The sequence below is a fragment of the Nitrospirota bacterium genome, assembly GCA_026387665.1.
Classification (GTDB): domain Bacteria; phylum Nitrospirota; class Nitrospiria; order Nitrospirales; family Nitrospiraceae; genus Palsa-1315.
Window position 1 is genome coordinate 537,445 of sequence record JAPLLG010000007.1, and the last position, 14,174, is coordinate 551,618.

Annotated in this window: 15 protein-coding genes; 7 read left to right on the top strand and 8 right to left on the bottom strand. The window is 59.1% G+C overall.

The annotated features are described in order from the left end of the window. Positions 1 to 105: 105 nt before the first annotated feature. Positions 106 to 648: a hypothetical protein gene (locus NT179_06900; protein MCX5721745.1), complete on the bottom strand. Its 543-nt coding sequence runs from the start codon at positions 646 to 648 to the stop codon at positions 106 to 108. A 464-nt stretch (positions 649 to 1,112) separates the two neighbouring features. Between NT179_06900 and NT179_06905 the strand changes: the two genes are divergently transcribed. Continuing rightward, a complete protein-coding gene (locus tag NT179_06905) occupies positions 1,113 to 2,162 on the top strand; it encodes a hypothetical protein (protein MCX5721746.1) in 1,050 nt (349 codons plus the stop codon). Between the two features lie 139 nt (positions 2,163 to 2,301). On the opposite strand, the gene NT179_06910 is transcribed toward NT179_06905, so the two are convergent. Beyond that, entirely contained in the window at positions 2,302 to 2,784 is a 483-nt protein-coding gene (locus tag NT179_06910; protein MCX5721747.1) for a periplasmic heavy metal sensor, read from the bottom strand. Positions 2,785 to 2,873: 89 nt separating this feature from the next. On the opposite strand from NT179_06910, the gene NT179_06915 reads away from it, so the two are divergent. Beyond that, positions 2,874 to 3,218, top strand: coding sequence for a hypothetical protein (locus tag NT179_06915; GenBank protein MCX5721748.1), 345 nt, complete (start codon positions 2,874 to 2,876; stop codon positions 3,216 to 3,218). Between the two features lie 158 nt (positions 3,219 to 3,376). Here the strand turns inward: NT179_06915 and NT179_06920 are convergent, their stop codons facing one another. Then, the gene (locus NT179_06920) at positions 3,377 to 3,988 is read right to left on the bottom strand and encodes a hypothetical protein (GenBank protein ID MCX5721749.1); all 612 of its coding nucleotides are present in this window, start codon (positions 3,986 to 3,988) and stop codon (positions 3,377 to 3,379) included. A gap of 232 nt (positions 3,989 to 4,220) precedes the next feature. Here NT179_06920 and NT179_06925 point away from each other — a divergent pair, with 232 nt between their 5' ends. Further along, entirely contained in the window at positions 4,221 to 4,943 is a 723-nt protein-coding gene (locus NT179_06925) for a methyltransferase domain-containing protein (GenBank protein ID MCX5721750.1), read from the top strand. 7 nt (positions 4,944 to 4,950) lie between these two features. Here NT179_06925 and NT179_06930 read toward each other — a convergent pair whose 3' ends face one another. Continuing rightward, a complete protein-coding gene (locus tag NT179_06930; protein ID MCX5721751.1) occupies positions 4,951 to 5,154 on the bottom strand; it encodes a hypothetical protein in 204 nt (67 codons plus the stop codon). A 181-nt stretch (positions 5,155 to 5,335) separates the two neighbouring features. Here NT179_06930 and NT179_06935 point away from each other — a divergent pair, with 181 nt between their 5' ends. From NT179_06935 to panC, 4 genes are all read left to right on the top strand, one after another. Beyond that, complete coding sequence (locus NT179_06935; GenBank protein MCX5721752.1) at positions 5,336 to 6,013, top strand: type 1 glutamine amidotransferase; 678 nt, start codon at positions 5,336 to 5,338, stop codon at positions 6,011 to 6,013. 171 nt (positions 6,014 to 6,184) lie between these two features. After that, the gene (locus NT179_06940) at positions 6,185 to 7,345 is read left to right on the top strand and encodes an LL-diaminopimelate aminotransferase (GenBank protein MCX5721753.1); all 1,161 of its coding nucleotides are present in this window, start codon (positions 6,185 to 6,187) and stop codon (positions 7,343 to 7,345) included. 145 nt (positions 7,346 to 7,490) lie between these two features. After that, positions 7,491 to 8,048: a 2-amino-4-hydroxy-6-hydroxymethyldihydropteridine diphosphokinase gene (gene folK, locus NT179_06945; GenBank protein ID MCX5721754.1), complete on the top strand. Its 558-nt coding sequence runs from the start codon at positions 7,491 to 7,493 to the stop codon at positions 8,046 to 8,048. Further along, positions 8,045 to 8,890, top strand: a complete 846-nt coding sequence (gene panC, locus NT179_06950) for a pantoate--beta-alanine ligase (GenBank protein MCX5721755.1) — start codon at positions 8,045 to 8,047, stop codon at positions 8,888 to 8,890. The genes folK and panC overlap by 4 nt, the downstream gene beginning before the upstream one ends. Positions 8,891 to 9,103: 213 nt before the next feature. Here the strand turns inward: panC and NT179_06955 are convergent, their stop codons facing one another. The 4 genes from NT179_06955 to NT179_06970 form a co-directional block, all read right to left on the bottom strand. Further along, the gene (locus NT179_06955) at positions 9,104 to 9,574 is read right to left on the bottom strand and encodes a PilZ domain-containing protein (GenBank protein MCX5721756.1); all 471 of its coding nucleotides are present in this window, start codon (positions 9,572 to 9,574) and stop codon (positions 9,104 to 9,106) included. 35 nt (positions 9,575 to 9,609) lie between these two features. Continuing rightward, on the bottom strand, positions 9,610 to 10,011 hold the full coding sequence (locus NT179_06960; protein MCX5721757.1) for a hypothetical protein: 402 nt from the start codon (positions 10,009 to 10,011) through the stop codon (positions 9,610 to 9,612). Between the two features lie 9 nt (positions 10,012 to 10,020). Beyond that, entirely contained in the window at positions 10,021 to 11,412 is a 1,392-nt protein-coding gene (gene rmuC, locus NT179_06965) for a DNA recombination protein RmuC (GenBank protein ID MCX5721758.1), read from the bottom strand. A gap of 94 nt (positions 11,413 to 11,506) precedes the next feature. After that, positions 11,507 to 14,161: a PEP-utilizing enzyme gene (locus NT179_06970; GenBank protein ID MCX5721759.1), complete on the bottom strand. Its 2,655-nt coding sequence runs from the start codon at positions 14,159 to 14,161 to the stop codon at positions 11,507 to 11,509. Positions 14,162 to 14,174 lie beyond the last annotated feature (13 nt).

Below are 14,174 nucleotides of genomic sequence, written 5' to 3' on the forward strand. Positions count from 1 at the left end.
CCCCACTCCCCAAAAGAGGGAATGAACAAACGCTGCTCCCTTCGATCAAATTGCTCTACCATCTAACGTTCGAGCTGAGAGGGCACTAACGGCTTGAGTGAGGGGTTAGACATTGTTGCGCACGCTACGCCAAAGGATAACTTGGTACCCTTTGTACCTGCGGACAATGAGATAGATGGACCGAAAACACCCAAGATCAGCGATTGCTGTTGACTCCCAGACCTTTTGCATGAAGCGTGGAGTGTCTTGCCCATAAAGTGGGTACTGCACAGATACGACCAGATAACCTGGCCCATACTTGTCGCGAAATGGCTCATAAGATTTTTTCTCGAGCTTCTTCTTAACCGTTGCAACAAAGTGTGCGGAAAACTGGGCGTCTGGCCCGATGATTACTTCATCGGGCATAGGCCGGTGTTGTTCTCCAGGTGTGGCGAACGACCATATGTCTTCTGCGAACGGACGATTCATGAGCGCAGACGTGACCTCGACCCAGCTGGTCCTTCTATTGGACTGAATGATCGCTTCTGGAGGATTAGGCTCGGCAATGACGTGATAGCGTGATCGATGCCTTCGATTCAACTCTGAAAGAAAGGTCTCAATGTTGAAGCGCTCATGGGACTCTTGGATTGCACGACGACTGACCACCATGCCACCCCTAACTATTAAGTAAACTGCTGGGCCAGCTAAAAAGACTTGCGGGATAGCCCCTGTTAACTCTTGGCCCCTTGATCGAGCTCGGCCTAAACATTCCTACTTTACGAGCAGATGTCAATCCTCGCTTGCCCAGATAGACCGCAAGGAGTGGCCTGGTCGATCTCCCATTGCGCGCATGCACCGAGCACCGCCCTTAATCTGACACTTCGATCAATCTTGTGTGCGGGGTGCGCGAGCACGGGAGATTGACCGGGCCGCTCCTTTCTTAATCTCTGCTCCTTGACTCAACGGAGCAAAAACAAAAAGGCCTGGCCCCTTATTTCACCTTGCAGCGAGGCGGCTGCGGAGTCTCAACTGCGCGCGTCGAACGAGGCCCTTCTGAGGGCGCGCGTTCCGCGAGCACAGAGACTTGCCAGCCGCCTCGCTCCCCCCCGCGCCTTGACTCAACGGCGACGCCTATGATTAGGTCCACGACTGTCATGCTGATTCGTACTGCCGCCACATTTGCCGCGCTGGCTCTTCTCATCTTCTGCCTCGGCTGCCAGAAGGACAGTGAGGCAATCGTCTCCATCGCGCTCCATCCGACCAACGTCAACATCCTCTATGTGGCGACAAACGATGCGGTCTACAAATCGCGCGACGGAGGCCAACTGTGGGAGCGGTTCCCCAGTTTCAGCGCCAGACGCGTGACGACACTTGCCATCGATCCTCAGTTCCCGGCGACCATCTATGCCGGCACGATGGCCGACGCCGTCTATAAGAGTCCAGATGGCGGGCAACATTGGCTCCCGCACAATGTCGGCCTCAAAGAGCACGTCTCTTTCATCAATGAATTCGTCTTTCACCCGACCGACCACGATCAAATCTACGCGGCCACGACCGTCGGCGCCTTTTACACCAAAGACGGAGGGCGCGAATGGGAAGAACGCATGGCCGGAATGAAGGAGGTCCATATCGTGGTCTCCATCGCCATTCACCCGCGCGATCCCCGCGTCCTCTACGCGGGAACCACGGGGGGGATCTATCGGTCCGACAACGCGGCAATGGGGTGGAAAAAGATCAACAACGGGCTGATTCCCGAACAGGAGCTGATGGGGGGAATGGCGCTGGGGGTCAATGCGATCGCCTTCGATGTGATCAGCTCGGACATCGTCTATGCCGGAACGACGAAGGGCCTCTTCCGAACCGATACGCGCGGCGAACAATGGGAGCGGATCGGACAATCGCTCCCCGATCCGTTCGTGAGCAGCATCCTCATCGACCCGATCGAGCCCAAGACTCTCTATATCGGAGGACCAGGGGGAGTCTGGAAGAGCCCCGACAGCGGACAGACTTGGACCGCGATCAACCACGGACTAGGCTCGCTGAACATTCGCACGCTCGCGATGAGCCAACGCGACCCGCACATCCTCTATGTCGGCACGAACGGCAGCGGTCTCTACCGCTCGACCGACGCCGGCGCGACCTGGACTCCGATCCCCCTTACAGCCACGCCAGCTCGAAGTTAGCCTCAAAATTCCAAGGGCTGCTCAAAAAGGCCGTCCAGCAAGGCCGCAACCGATGAAAGCACCGGAGGCGTAGCCTCTGGGCTACGTTGAGGATGCTTTCGAGGTGAGAACGCCGCTGGCGGACTTTTTCAGCAGCCCGCTAGTAGCTGCTCTTGGGCGACGACTCGCTATGCCGATACCGGCTGCTGTAAGACAGCATCTGATCCGATAGGGCCTTCCACTCGTCCCCTGTCATCAGGTCCTTCATCTTGAAGCGGAGCGAGAGAATCTTCGCGGCCGACTGCATCCGCTGGTTGCTCGCGTCATCCAACGCCTTGGTGAACTCCTCCGGGGTCGCCGCATAGTTCGCGTTTAACTCATACAGCCGGCGGTGGGATGCACGAGCTTGTTCGCGGCTCGCCCGCAATTCCGCGACAACATCGTTCACGATCGCCTTCACTTGCTGGGCCTTCCCCTGATCCTTGACGGTACGATCGATCAAGGCCGCCATATCCTGCTGCCCCTTCTGCCAATAGCTCTCACCTTTCCCTTCACCGCCCATCTCATGATGATGGTGCCCCGAACAACCGGCCAAGGCGAACACTGCTACGAGTCCGAGCACATAATGTTGCATGCGTTTCATGCGACCCTCCCTGAAATATGAATGTAAGACACCGACCACAAGCTTGTTGTCACAATGGCTGCTCTTCCCGTATCATCGTGCCACCTACTATGCCTGAACCGACTACGACCTCAACCGATTATACCCTGACGCTCCGGGAGGAGTTCCGGCATCACCTCGAAACCTTCTACGCCCAGCTCAAACTGGCGCCACCTTACGAGAGCGTCGAAAAGGCCATCCGCTCCCTCACCACTTCGGTTCATTCGTTATCGCCGGTCGAGCGAGCCAGTCTGGAGACCGACACCACAGCCAGATGGCAACACTTCCGGCAGGCTTTTGAATCGTCCGGCCTCAGCAAAAAACATCGCGGCATCATTGCAGGCCTCGCCCGCAACCGCTCCAGCCTGAATCTCCCAGCCGAGTATGATCAGTTCCTGAGCCTATATCTTCCCTGATCCGCATCTTTCGCGAGGGTTTTTGCCTCAATTGCTCGACCCCTGACTCAAGCGAAACGGGCGGGAAAAGCGCGACAGGCAGGGACCAGAAATTCAAATTTCTGGGCTCGAACAGTCGTTCACTTCACCCGTCTCGCCCTTCTCGCGAGTCACGCTTGTTACGCGCGTCCCTCAAGCACTTCCCGCAGTTCTTGATACACCACCGTCAGCCTGGCATTCTCCAACCGGTATGCGAACACCACTGTAATCGCCCCGGATAGTACAAAGACAAGCCCCAACCCGACAATCCCGAAGGCTAACACTACTCCGCCGGCTGAGCTCAGTTCGCCTTCAAGAAACAGGGCGATCAAAGCCCCCACCGTGCCGACCAGCACCAGAACGAACCAGATACCGGTGAACAAAGCCGACGACCAGGGCGTGAGCTTTCGGTAGAGCACCGAAATTTCGTCGCCTTCGGGAGCGAGGGAGATCAACCCTTTCAACGGCCACAAGGTTCGAAATCCGATCGCGAACAGCCGGTATTTCTGACGAATCACAATCTGGTTGAGGGAGGGAAAGAACCGCGCGGTCCCGTGCGGTAAGGTCAACAGGCCGCCTGCATCGAACCGATCGGCCAGCTGCATCATCGTCGTATGGGTGAAGCGATCCTGCGTGCGGGCGACCCCGCATCCGTACCGACTCGCATCCGGCGTGAGGCGCACGAAGTAGAGCCAGTCTCCGAGAATGAGACCGAGACATAAGACCCCGGCGAAGAAACCAGCGAGAATCATGCTCGTACCTATCCCATAGGGGCCCAGGCTGAATCAAGTCACGGAACCAAGGGTATCTGTTGACTCACCACGGCGAGTTGGCTACAGTAGCGCGGTTTGCTGGTCGGGCGGGGCTCCTCGCTCCAGTCAGATGCTCTGCCGTACAAATTCCCCCACTGGAGCTGCGATCTTCGCATCATCCCTGCTCCGGCTGGGTCCTGTAAGTCGCACAAGCTGTGGAGTCGGAGGTGAGATGGATTTAGCAAAAGTTGAACGAGTCTATACGTCCTACGCCGGGATCTACGATCGGATTTTCGGCAAAGTGTTCCACGAGGGACGTGAGTCGGTCATCCGGAATCTGGACGTCCAGCCGGACGAAAAAATCCTTGAAGTGGGAGTCGGCACCGGGTTGGCCCTGCCGATGTACCCGCGCCACTGTCAAATCGTCGGAATCGATTTCTCGGAAGGCATGTTGGAGAAAGCACGGCAGCGGGCGGCAGAACACCGGATGGACCATGTGCAGCTCCACCGGATGGATGCCGGCGCCATGGATTTCGCAGACGATAGCTTCGACACCGTCGTGGCAGCCTACGTCGTCACCGCCGTTCCCGACTACCGCAAGCTGATCAATGAAATGGTCCGTGTCTGCCGGCCGGGCGGGCGCATCATCATGCTCAACCACTTCAGCACAGACAATAAGGTCATCGCCGCGATGGAGCGAGTCATTTCTCCGATCACGAAACATTTGGGATGGCGGACAGACCTCTCCCTTCAGACGGTGCTTGAGGGCACGTCGCTGCACGTCGCCCGGACGCAAAGCGTAAACCCCTTGCGGTTCTGGGTCTTAGTGGAATGTGTAAACGAGAAGAACGGAAAGACCCACGCCAGTACTGTGAAGAATGGAAACGGCGCCGCCTATGCCCACAGCAACGGCACCCGTCTATCGGAGCATGCCAACGGAGAAGCCCTCGCGTAACGGGCGGCTAAAACAAGGGCTGCTGCTGCTTGAGCCCTTCGACCTCGCGCACTAATTCTTCCACGCGATCCTGTAAACGGACATTCTCGCGCCGCAGCAAGTCCAGACGATCCAGCAGCTGTTCCTGCTGGATCTCTGTCCACTGCAGCGTGCGTTTCAGCCCTTCCAGCTCCAGCTGGATCTGGTCACGATTATCTGACGGAAATGCCATATCTCTTTCACCCTACAAGGAAAAATTCTTGCGCCTAGTATAAATCTAGAAACAGCGGGCGTCCATCACGACCTTTGAGACGATGTTCGTCACAAGGGCCTCAGCTTGAAGTCCCCACCCAAATCGGGTATCTCTCCAATCCATCGCAGCCAAAGCCTAGTTCGACGGCCTTGAGGTGTCAATGCGCGCGGTCTGCCTCCAACATGTCCCCTTTGAAGGCCCTGGCGCCTTTGCTGCCGCCCTCACCAAACGTGGCAGCGCGATCGAGTCCTGTCTGGTTCCATTGCAAGGGCTGCCTCAGGATGCGGGAGACCTCCTGATCGTTATGGGCGGGCCGATGTCCGTGAACGATCCCCAGCCCTGGATTGCGGAAGAAACCTCGTTTATTCGGTCAGCGCTATTGGCAGGCAAGCCGGTGCTCGGCATCTGTCTGGGCAGTCAGTTCATGGCCAAGGCCTTGGGAGCAAGGGTGCGGGCCGGCAAGGAACTGGAAATCGGGATGACGCCAGTCCATCTGACCGAGGAAGGCAAGCAAGACCAAGTGTTCGGTTCATGCCCTGAAGCTTTCGATGTCTTCGAGTGGCACGGGGAAGTCTTCGACCTGCCTAACGATTGCGTACCGCTGGCTGGCTCTGAGATTGCCCCGTTGCAGGCCTTTCGCTATGGCCCTCGCGCCTATGGACTCCTGTTCCATCTGGAGATGGAAGAACGCGGAATCGAATCGTTATGCCGAGAATGTGCGCCAGATCTCACGAAAGCGCGCGTGACGGCGCACGAAGTCACGGCGACAGCGCTACCGCTCCTTCCTGCCCTGCACCGGACGGCGGACCGGCTCATCAGCCACCTCCTCGCCTCTTAACGTTGATTGCAGCCTCATTCCTGCTGTAGTCTTAGCCCCTATTGTCAAACGTTCGAACGTCATCAAGTCGAACGTCTGCCGGAGTCCCACCCCGACTTGAAGACTTGATGACCTGACGACTTTAGACCGATTGATTGACGAAAGGAGCCTGTTTGCATGTCTGGTTTCCCAATTGAAGTGGCCACCCGAATCAAGACCCTCCCCCCCTATCTCTTTGCCGCCATCGACAAGATGAAGCAGGCAGCGATGGCCAAGGGAGTCGATATCATTAACTTAGGCATCGGCGATCCAGACCTGCCGACGCCAGCCCCGATTATCGAAAGCCTGGCGCAGGCCGCCAAGAACCCGAAGCACCATCAATATCCCTCCTATGAAGGCATGTTGTCGTTCCGGACAGCCGTGGCCGATTGGTACAAGCGCCGGTTCAACGTCACGCTGAACCCTGCCGACGAAGTGCTGACGCTGATCGGCTCGAAGGAAGGGATCGGCCATATCCACCTGGCCTTCGTCGATCCAGGCGATATCGTCCTGGTTCCAAGCCCGGGCTATCCGGTCTATCCGGTCGGCACCGGCTTCTGCGGCGGCATCTCGCACATCATGCCCCTCACCAAGGCCAACGGGTTCCTGCCGGATCTCGATGCAATCCCGAAGGACGTGGCGAAGAAAGCCAAGTTGATGTGGTTAAACTCCCCGAACAACCCGACCTCGGTCATCATGAGTAAGGACTACTTCAAGCGAGTGGTGGAGTTCGCGCAGGAGAACCAGATCATCGTCTGCCACGATGCGGCCTATTCTGAGATTTATTACGACGGCAAACCTCCCGTCAGCTTCATGGAAATCGATGGGGCGAAGGACGTCGGCGTGGAGTTCCATTCGCTTTCCAAGACCTACAACATGACGGGCTGGCGTCTCGGATTCGTCGTCGGCAACAAAGACGTGTTGGCCGGGCTGGGCAAGGTCAAGAGCCAGCTGGACTCAGGCTGTTTTCAGGCCATTCAGGAAGCCGGGATCACCGCGCTCAGCCTGGATGACTCCGTGACCGACGAGCTTCGAAAGATCTATCAAGAACGGCGCGACACCTTGGTGCCGGGCCTCAAGCAACTCGGACTGGAGGTCGATCCGCCTCCAGCCGCCTTCTACATCTGGGTCACGGTACCGAAGGGCTACAGCTCCGCGTCCTTCACGGCTCACTTACTGGAGAAAGCGGGAATCGTCACGACGCCTGGCAACGGCTTCGGGGCGCCAGGCGAAGGCTATATCCGGATGACCGTCTGCACGACGAAAGAACGATTGGCGGAGGCAGTGGAGCGGATTAGAAAAGTAGGATTTTAGACTGGGGACGAGATGCCGAGGCGAGGGCTTGCTCGCGGAACGCGCACGATCAGAATGTGCTCGTTCGACGCGCGCAGTCGCCTCTCGCCCCGGCACCTCGTCTCACCGTGCACCACGATCATCCTTCAGAAGAGAGTAAGAAAAGATGGGACGCGAGACGGTGTTCATCGGGTTTGGCTCCAATGTCGGCGATCGGCTCGATTTCTGCGATCGGGCCGTGACCCTGTTGAGCCTCTTGCCCCACTCCCAGCTCCTGGGCGTGTCGCTGCTCTATGAAACAGAGCCAGTGAATGACCATGCCCAACCGGGGGACGGATGGTTCTTGAACGGCGTCGTGCAGATCGAAACGGATATCACGCCGAACAGCCTCTTAACGATTCTGAGAGAGATCGAGCGAGCACTCGGACGGGATGAAGAGAGTCGATCAGGTCCCAGGACCATCGATCTGGATATTTTGTTCTACGGCCAACGGATCATCGAGGAGCCGGATCTCGTTGTGCCTCATCCTCGCATGCACCAACGCCGGTTCGTCCTCATGCCGCTCAGCGAACTTGATCCGATGTTCCTCCATCCCTCACTTCAGCGCACGGTCAGCCAGCTGCTCGCCGAGGCGGGGAAACAGCCGGAAGTCCGTCTCCTCTTTCCCCAACCCTCGACCCGCTATGGTTCACACCCGGCTTGCAGCCAGTCCCCAGGCTCATGAAGATTCTTCGCACCCCACGATCCATGGCCGCCTGGAGCGAACGGCTCCGCAAGGAAGGCGTTACTATCGGGTTCGTGCCCACGATGGGCGCGCTGCATGACGGCCACCGCTCCCTCATCCGAGCCGCGCGACTGCGCTGCGATGCCCTCGTCGTGAGCATCTTCGTGAACCCGACCCAGTTCGGCCCGACCGAAGACTTGGCCAAATATCCTCGCCCGATTACCCACGATCGCGCGCTCTGTCGCGCAGAAGGGGTGGATGTCTGTTTCGAACCGACGCTAAGCGCGATGTATCCCGAGGGCTTTCAAACCGTCGTGACGGTCCCGGAGATTGCGCAGCGATGGGAAGGAGAAGCCAGACCCCATCACTTCGCCGGCGTCGCCACGGTCGTGACGAAACTCTTCGGGATCGTGCGGCCCCATCTGGCCCTGTTCGGCCAGAAGGATTACCAGCAGGCCGCGCTGATCAAGAGGCTCGTGGCCGATCTGAACCTCGGAGTGACCATCGACGTCCGGCCCACGATACGGGAGAAGGACGGGCTCGCAATGAGTTCCCGCAACCGGTACCTCTCCCCCGATGACCGACGCGCCGCCACCATCCTCTACCGGGCATTTCAAGCCGGTCGCCAGGCTATCGAGGAAGGGTCAAGAACTGCCTCGACGGTCGAACGCATCATGAAAAAAATGGTCGCGCAAGAACCGACGGCGCACATCGAGTACCTCGCCCTCTGCGATCCGACAAGCTTGGAGCCGCTCAAACAGGTTAAAGGCCGAATCCTCTTGCTCGGCGCGATTCGAATCGGCAAGGTTCGCCTCATCGACAATATGTTGACAGGACGCTGAAAGGTGGTCGGAGTAGCTGGGACGATCCCTGTGCTCGCGCAACGCGCGGCCTCAGAAGGCCCTCGTTGGACGCGCGCAGTTGGGATCATCCCAGCCACCCCTTAAGTAAGTGACGGTTCGCACGGCCTTGCTGATCGAACTTTTTGAGCGTCCTGCAAGACAGCCTACTTGAAACGGATTTTAATTGGATGCCGCGTAGGCAAATCGCCCCGCTTACTCGTGGGAACTGAGGTAGGAGCGTTGACTGACTAAGAGGCCGAGGACGACTTGGCCAAGACGGCGGTGATATTCCGGCTGGAGGCTCAAAAACTTGATCCCAGTTGAGGTCGGGCGGATGGAACAGACCAGCGCCCGTTCAATACGAATCGTGTCTTCCTCCACCGTTGGCTTCAACCGCAATTCGACAATGGTCCCCTTCGAGAGCCCTGTCGCCTGCAGGGTACAGCCATCCATTGAAATGTCGGTGATTCGGTTGGTCGCGGCCGGCTGATTACGGTCGAGGACCTGGGCATCGATGGAGGCAGCCAATCTGGTGTATTGGCGTCGATCGGATGCCTGCGTCTCGTGGCGCGCACCGGGCGAGAAGGACCGGAAGTGATTCGTGCAGAGCTGACAGCGAAACGACAGTACATTTACGAGGCCCAACAGGCGCGCGACCCTGTCACCCTGGGACACCACGCGCACGAAGGGGGATCCGCAACTGGGACAGTGCAGCTCCTTCATGAACCGGAAGGGATATCGCGTTGCGTCAAACCCTGCTCCGCAAGAATCGGTTCGATCCGCGCCGGCGAATAGCTGGCCGGCTTCACCCATTTCCCGTCTTCGCGCTTGTGCCCGCCGACTTTGCTCATGTTGGAGCGATGAACCTCCCGAAAGACCGGATCCATATCGATGCCATAGGACACAGCCGTGCCGTAGACGACGTAGAGGAGGTCGGCCATCTCCTTGGCGATGGACGACAAATCGCCTGAGGCCAGCGCCTCTTTCAACTCGTCGAATTCTTCCTGAATCAGTTTGACCCGCAGCTCGCGCGTCCGCCCATCGACGACCGTCGGAGCGGGACTGACGACAATATCGAATGCCCGGTGGAAGTCATCCACCATCGCCTGCTCGTGGATCATACACACTCCTTATTCACTCTCAAAGGGCAAGGCCTTGCGTGAGACGAACTCAATCGGGTCCAACAGGGGAAGCTCTTTCTCCGACGACACGCCCAGCTCCTTGAACCGACGGGCTGCCGGCAAGATCCTGGTTTCGAGCGACCCGACCGCCTTGTTGTAGGCCAGGACACTCTTCCCCAGCGCCTGTCCGACATCGTTCAAATGTTCCGTCAACACGGCCATCCGCTCGTAGAGGTCCTTCCCTAACCGCCCGGCTTCCTCGGCATGCTCGGTCATTTTCTCCTGTCGCCATCCGTAGGCGACCGCCCGAAGGAGCGCCATCAACGTCGTTGGAGTGGCCAGGACCACGCTCCGAAGAAACCCATCTTCGATCAATCGCGGGTCATGCTCCAACGCGGCGCCCAAAAACTGTTCGCCCGGCAAGAAGAGCACGACAAACTCCGGCGCCTGCGCAAATTGATTCCAGTAGGCCTTCAAGCTCAACTCGTCCATACGGGATCGGACTTGAGCCGCATGGCGGCGCATCCCTTCGAGCCGCAGCTCTTCGGTTGCCGCTTCATGCGCGTCTAGGTAACCGGCCAGCACAGTCTTGGCATCCACGATGATCTGCCGCCCACCAGGCAACTGAACCACCATGTCGGGACGGAGCCGGCCGCCATCGACCGTGATGGATTCCTGCTCAAAAAAATCGCAATGGGCCACCATGCCGGACAACTCGGCCACGCGCTTGAGCGTAATCTCGCCCCATTGGCCGCGGACGGCCGGCGCGCGCAACGCCTTCACGAGGTTGCCGGTCTCCGACTGCAGCTTCTGCTGCGATTCAGCCAGGAGCTTGAGATGCTGATCGAGACCTCCATAGGCCGCTTGCCGCGATTGCTCCAACTGTCTGAGCTGATCGTCGTATCGATGCAGCGAGTCTTGCAGGGGTTTGACCAAACTGTCGATCGCCTGTTGCCGCTGGGCGAGATCGCCCTTGGCCTCGGCTTGGAGGGTTTCGAATGAGCTGCGGGCGAGGTTCAGGAAGGCTTCGTTGTTCTGTTTGAGGGCTTCGCCGGACAGGGCCTGGAAGGTCTCGGCCAATTCCAGTCTCGCCTGGCCCAGCAGCGTCTTTTGTTCGTTGAGATGGAGCGCAGCCTCCGCAGCCCTGGTCTCCGCCACGGCACGGGCCTGGGAAGCCTCCGCAAGATTCTGTCTCACCTGATCGAGATCGAGGCGATCTTGTAACGATTGACGGCGCAATTCCTCCGCCAGCGACTCGGCCCGCTGCGCCCGTTCGCCGGTCGTGAGCAATTGCCCCTGCCACTTTGCGCGGACGCGGGCCGCCATCCAAAACCCGACGAGCAACGCGCCGAGGAGACTTCCGACAAGAGCCCCGAGGCTAAAGGCCATGCCATCAATCATAGGTGGCCATCCCGGTCATACCGACGACCGATACTCAAGCCCGTTGTTGGGTGGTGCGATGAGGGAATAATAATTTCGGAGCGTACGAAAACTATCACGAAAGGTCAAGGGCGCCAGACACGCCTCTTCCCTTCTCCCGGATGATGATTTCCCCTCGCTCCCCATCCAGACTGATTCGATCGCCTTCTTGAAGTCTAGCCGTGAGGCCCGGCACATTTGCAATGGCCGGCAATCCGTACTCGCGGGCGATGATGGCGCCATGGGAGAGCGTGCCGCCCATCTCAGCGACCAGCCCCGCTGCCACACCGAACAGGGGTGCCAGGCCTGGGTCGATGACCGAAACCACAAGAATGTCGCCTCGTCTGACGCGGCCCCAATCCTCCATCGACCGGACAATACGAACCGGCCCCTCAACCAATCCCCCGCTGATCGGGATACCATGCAAGAGCCCCTCGGGCACCGCAGTCGAAAACCTGCCCAGGCCGCGGACCGCATCTCGCCAATCCCGGATCGTGTCCGGAACATTGACTGCGGCATACCGGTCTCGATCGGCTCGGCGAGTCTGGATTCGTTCCAGCCAATCGCGTGACCCTCTTGCTAACAAGTCGGCTCGTTCGTTGTTCGTGAGATAAAAGATATCCTCCCGCGTCGAGAGGAGCCCCTCCTCGACCAATTGCTCACCGAGGCGCAGCAGAAGGCTGCGCACTGCGGCCGAGTAATACATCAAATGATGCCGGTTCGCCTCCCGGAGGGCGAAGAACCGGCAGAGCCTGCGATACAACCAAGAAAAAATGGCCCGCCGATGGAGTCGCCAACCGAACCGGGCGCGAATCTCTGCCAAGGCCCCTTCCCGTATCACGGTCTGTCGCTGAAAAATATCGGCAGGGGTGACGCCGGCGGGAGAGAGAATCTGTGTTCGCAAGACCGCCAGCAACAATTCCGGTCGGTCGGAAAACCGGGGCGACTGGACGTCCGACTCGCCGACCCCTCGGTGGCCATAGTCGTCGAGATAGCAATTGAAGGCACGGAGAAATGCCGTCCCCTCCAACCTACGCCGAACCTCACGCTGGTCCCACCCTTCCGCGGTGAACAGGGACAGAACGAAAGGATCGCGTCGAGCCCTGTCCGCTAATTCCGCCAACCGCACAATCTGCTGCGCGCTGATCACCGTCGCCTGCCCCTGGAGCGCCCCGTTCAGCAAGGCTCTCCAGTCTTTACCCAGCCAGCGAGGCAGCAAACCGCCTAACGCTTGCAAACACTGCGACACCCCTCCCGCAATGGCAAAGGTCAGTTCGTGACGATCAAGCCATCGCTCGATCTCATCGAGGCGCAACGCGAGGTCTTCGCAGGAGACAAGACTGAGCCGCTCGGCGCGATGCTCGTCCGCCATCGCCTTCATCTCCGCGAACCAGGCCGGTCCCTGTCGCACCGCCCGTCTCATCTCGACCATCATCACGAAGCCGGCACGGACGAAGGCCAACCATCCAAGGGGACGGACCTCCGGCACCCTGGCAAGCGAGTCCCCTCCCATCTGCTCCATCAGCAAGAAGGGATCTCCCCGCAGTTGTGCAATGAGCATATGGAACAGGGTCATATTGATGTAGGGCCGGCCCTGAAATATGCGGACCGATGAAACCCCGTCGGGAATTCGGCAGCCCAGGCGCCGATAGGGTGTCAGGATGTAGCGCTCCATGAACTGTTCGAGAAACGACAGGGCAAGCGGGCTCGGCAGCTCCGGCAGGGTTTCCTTGAAGTTGGCCCGCGACCATTCGCAGTCATCATCGGTCAGTTGGGGGGACCGAGCTCTCCCTGAAATGGGGCGGGCTTGAAGCAGCCACAGGCCGCGATCGTCGCAGAGCCATTCGAGGTCCACCGGATGGCCAAACGTTTGTTCAATCCGCTTGGCGGTACGGGCCAAGTCAAACAGTTGATCGTCCGACAGGGTTGCGCGGCCCAGGGCCTCATCCAGCAAGGGCATGTCGCGAAGGCCTTGCCCGGTCATCCGCAAGGCATGAGTTTGGCCGGCGATCCTCCTGTCGCAAATCAGGATAGGCTGACCCTGCTCGTCCATCTCCACCACATACTGGTCCGGCGTCGTTCGTCCCTCCACGAGGGCTGCCGCAAGCCCCGCCACCGCATCGATCACCACCTGAGTCGTCCGTCCTGTAATCGGATGGATGGAATAGGCCACACCGGCTGCTTGCGCCTCTAACATCGGCTGGAGCAGAACCGCCATGGCCGGGGCATCGCGCAAGCCGGACGTCGCATGATAATTCAACACCCGCTCATCCCACATCGACAGCCAGAGGTCTTTCATCGCCAGACCGATCTCCTCCGGCGGAATGCCAAGGCGCGTGAGGTAGATCCCTGCAAAACTTGCGGAAGCTCCATCCTCGTTCGTGGCCGACGACCTCACGGCCCAGCGCTTCCGCAACGGCGAATCCAGCAACCGCGCCTGCTCAAGGATCCGAGCTGTCAGTTCCGCGATGTCAGAATTTTTGATGGTGGTGCGGCACTGGGAAAGGATCTTCTGACGTTCCGCCCCGAACGTATGCAGGGCTGCGCTCCATCGTTCCGCCGGAGAAAACCCCGTCGAGCGGAGCGCGCGCTCGTACGCGACCGTCGTCACGCAAAACCCTGGGGGAACGGAGAATCCTCCCGCAAGCAGGCGAGCTAAGCCAACGGCTTTCCCTCCAACAAGAGCTGGGTGCGTGCAGGCAGCCAAAGGAAGAAAGAGAGGGCGATCCATTGAAACGGATAGT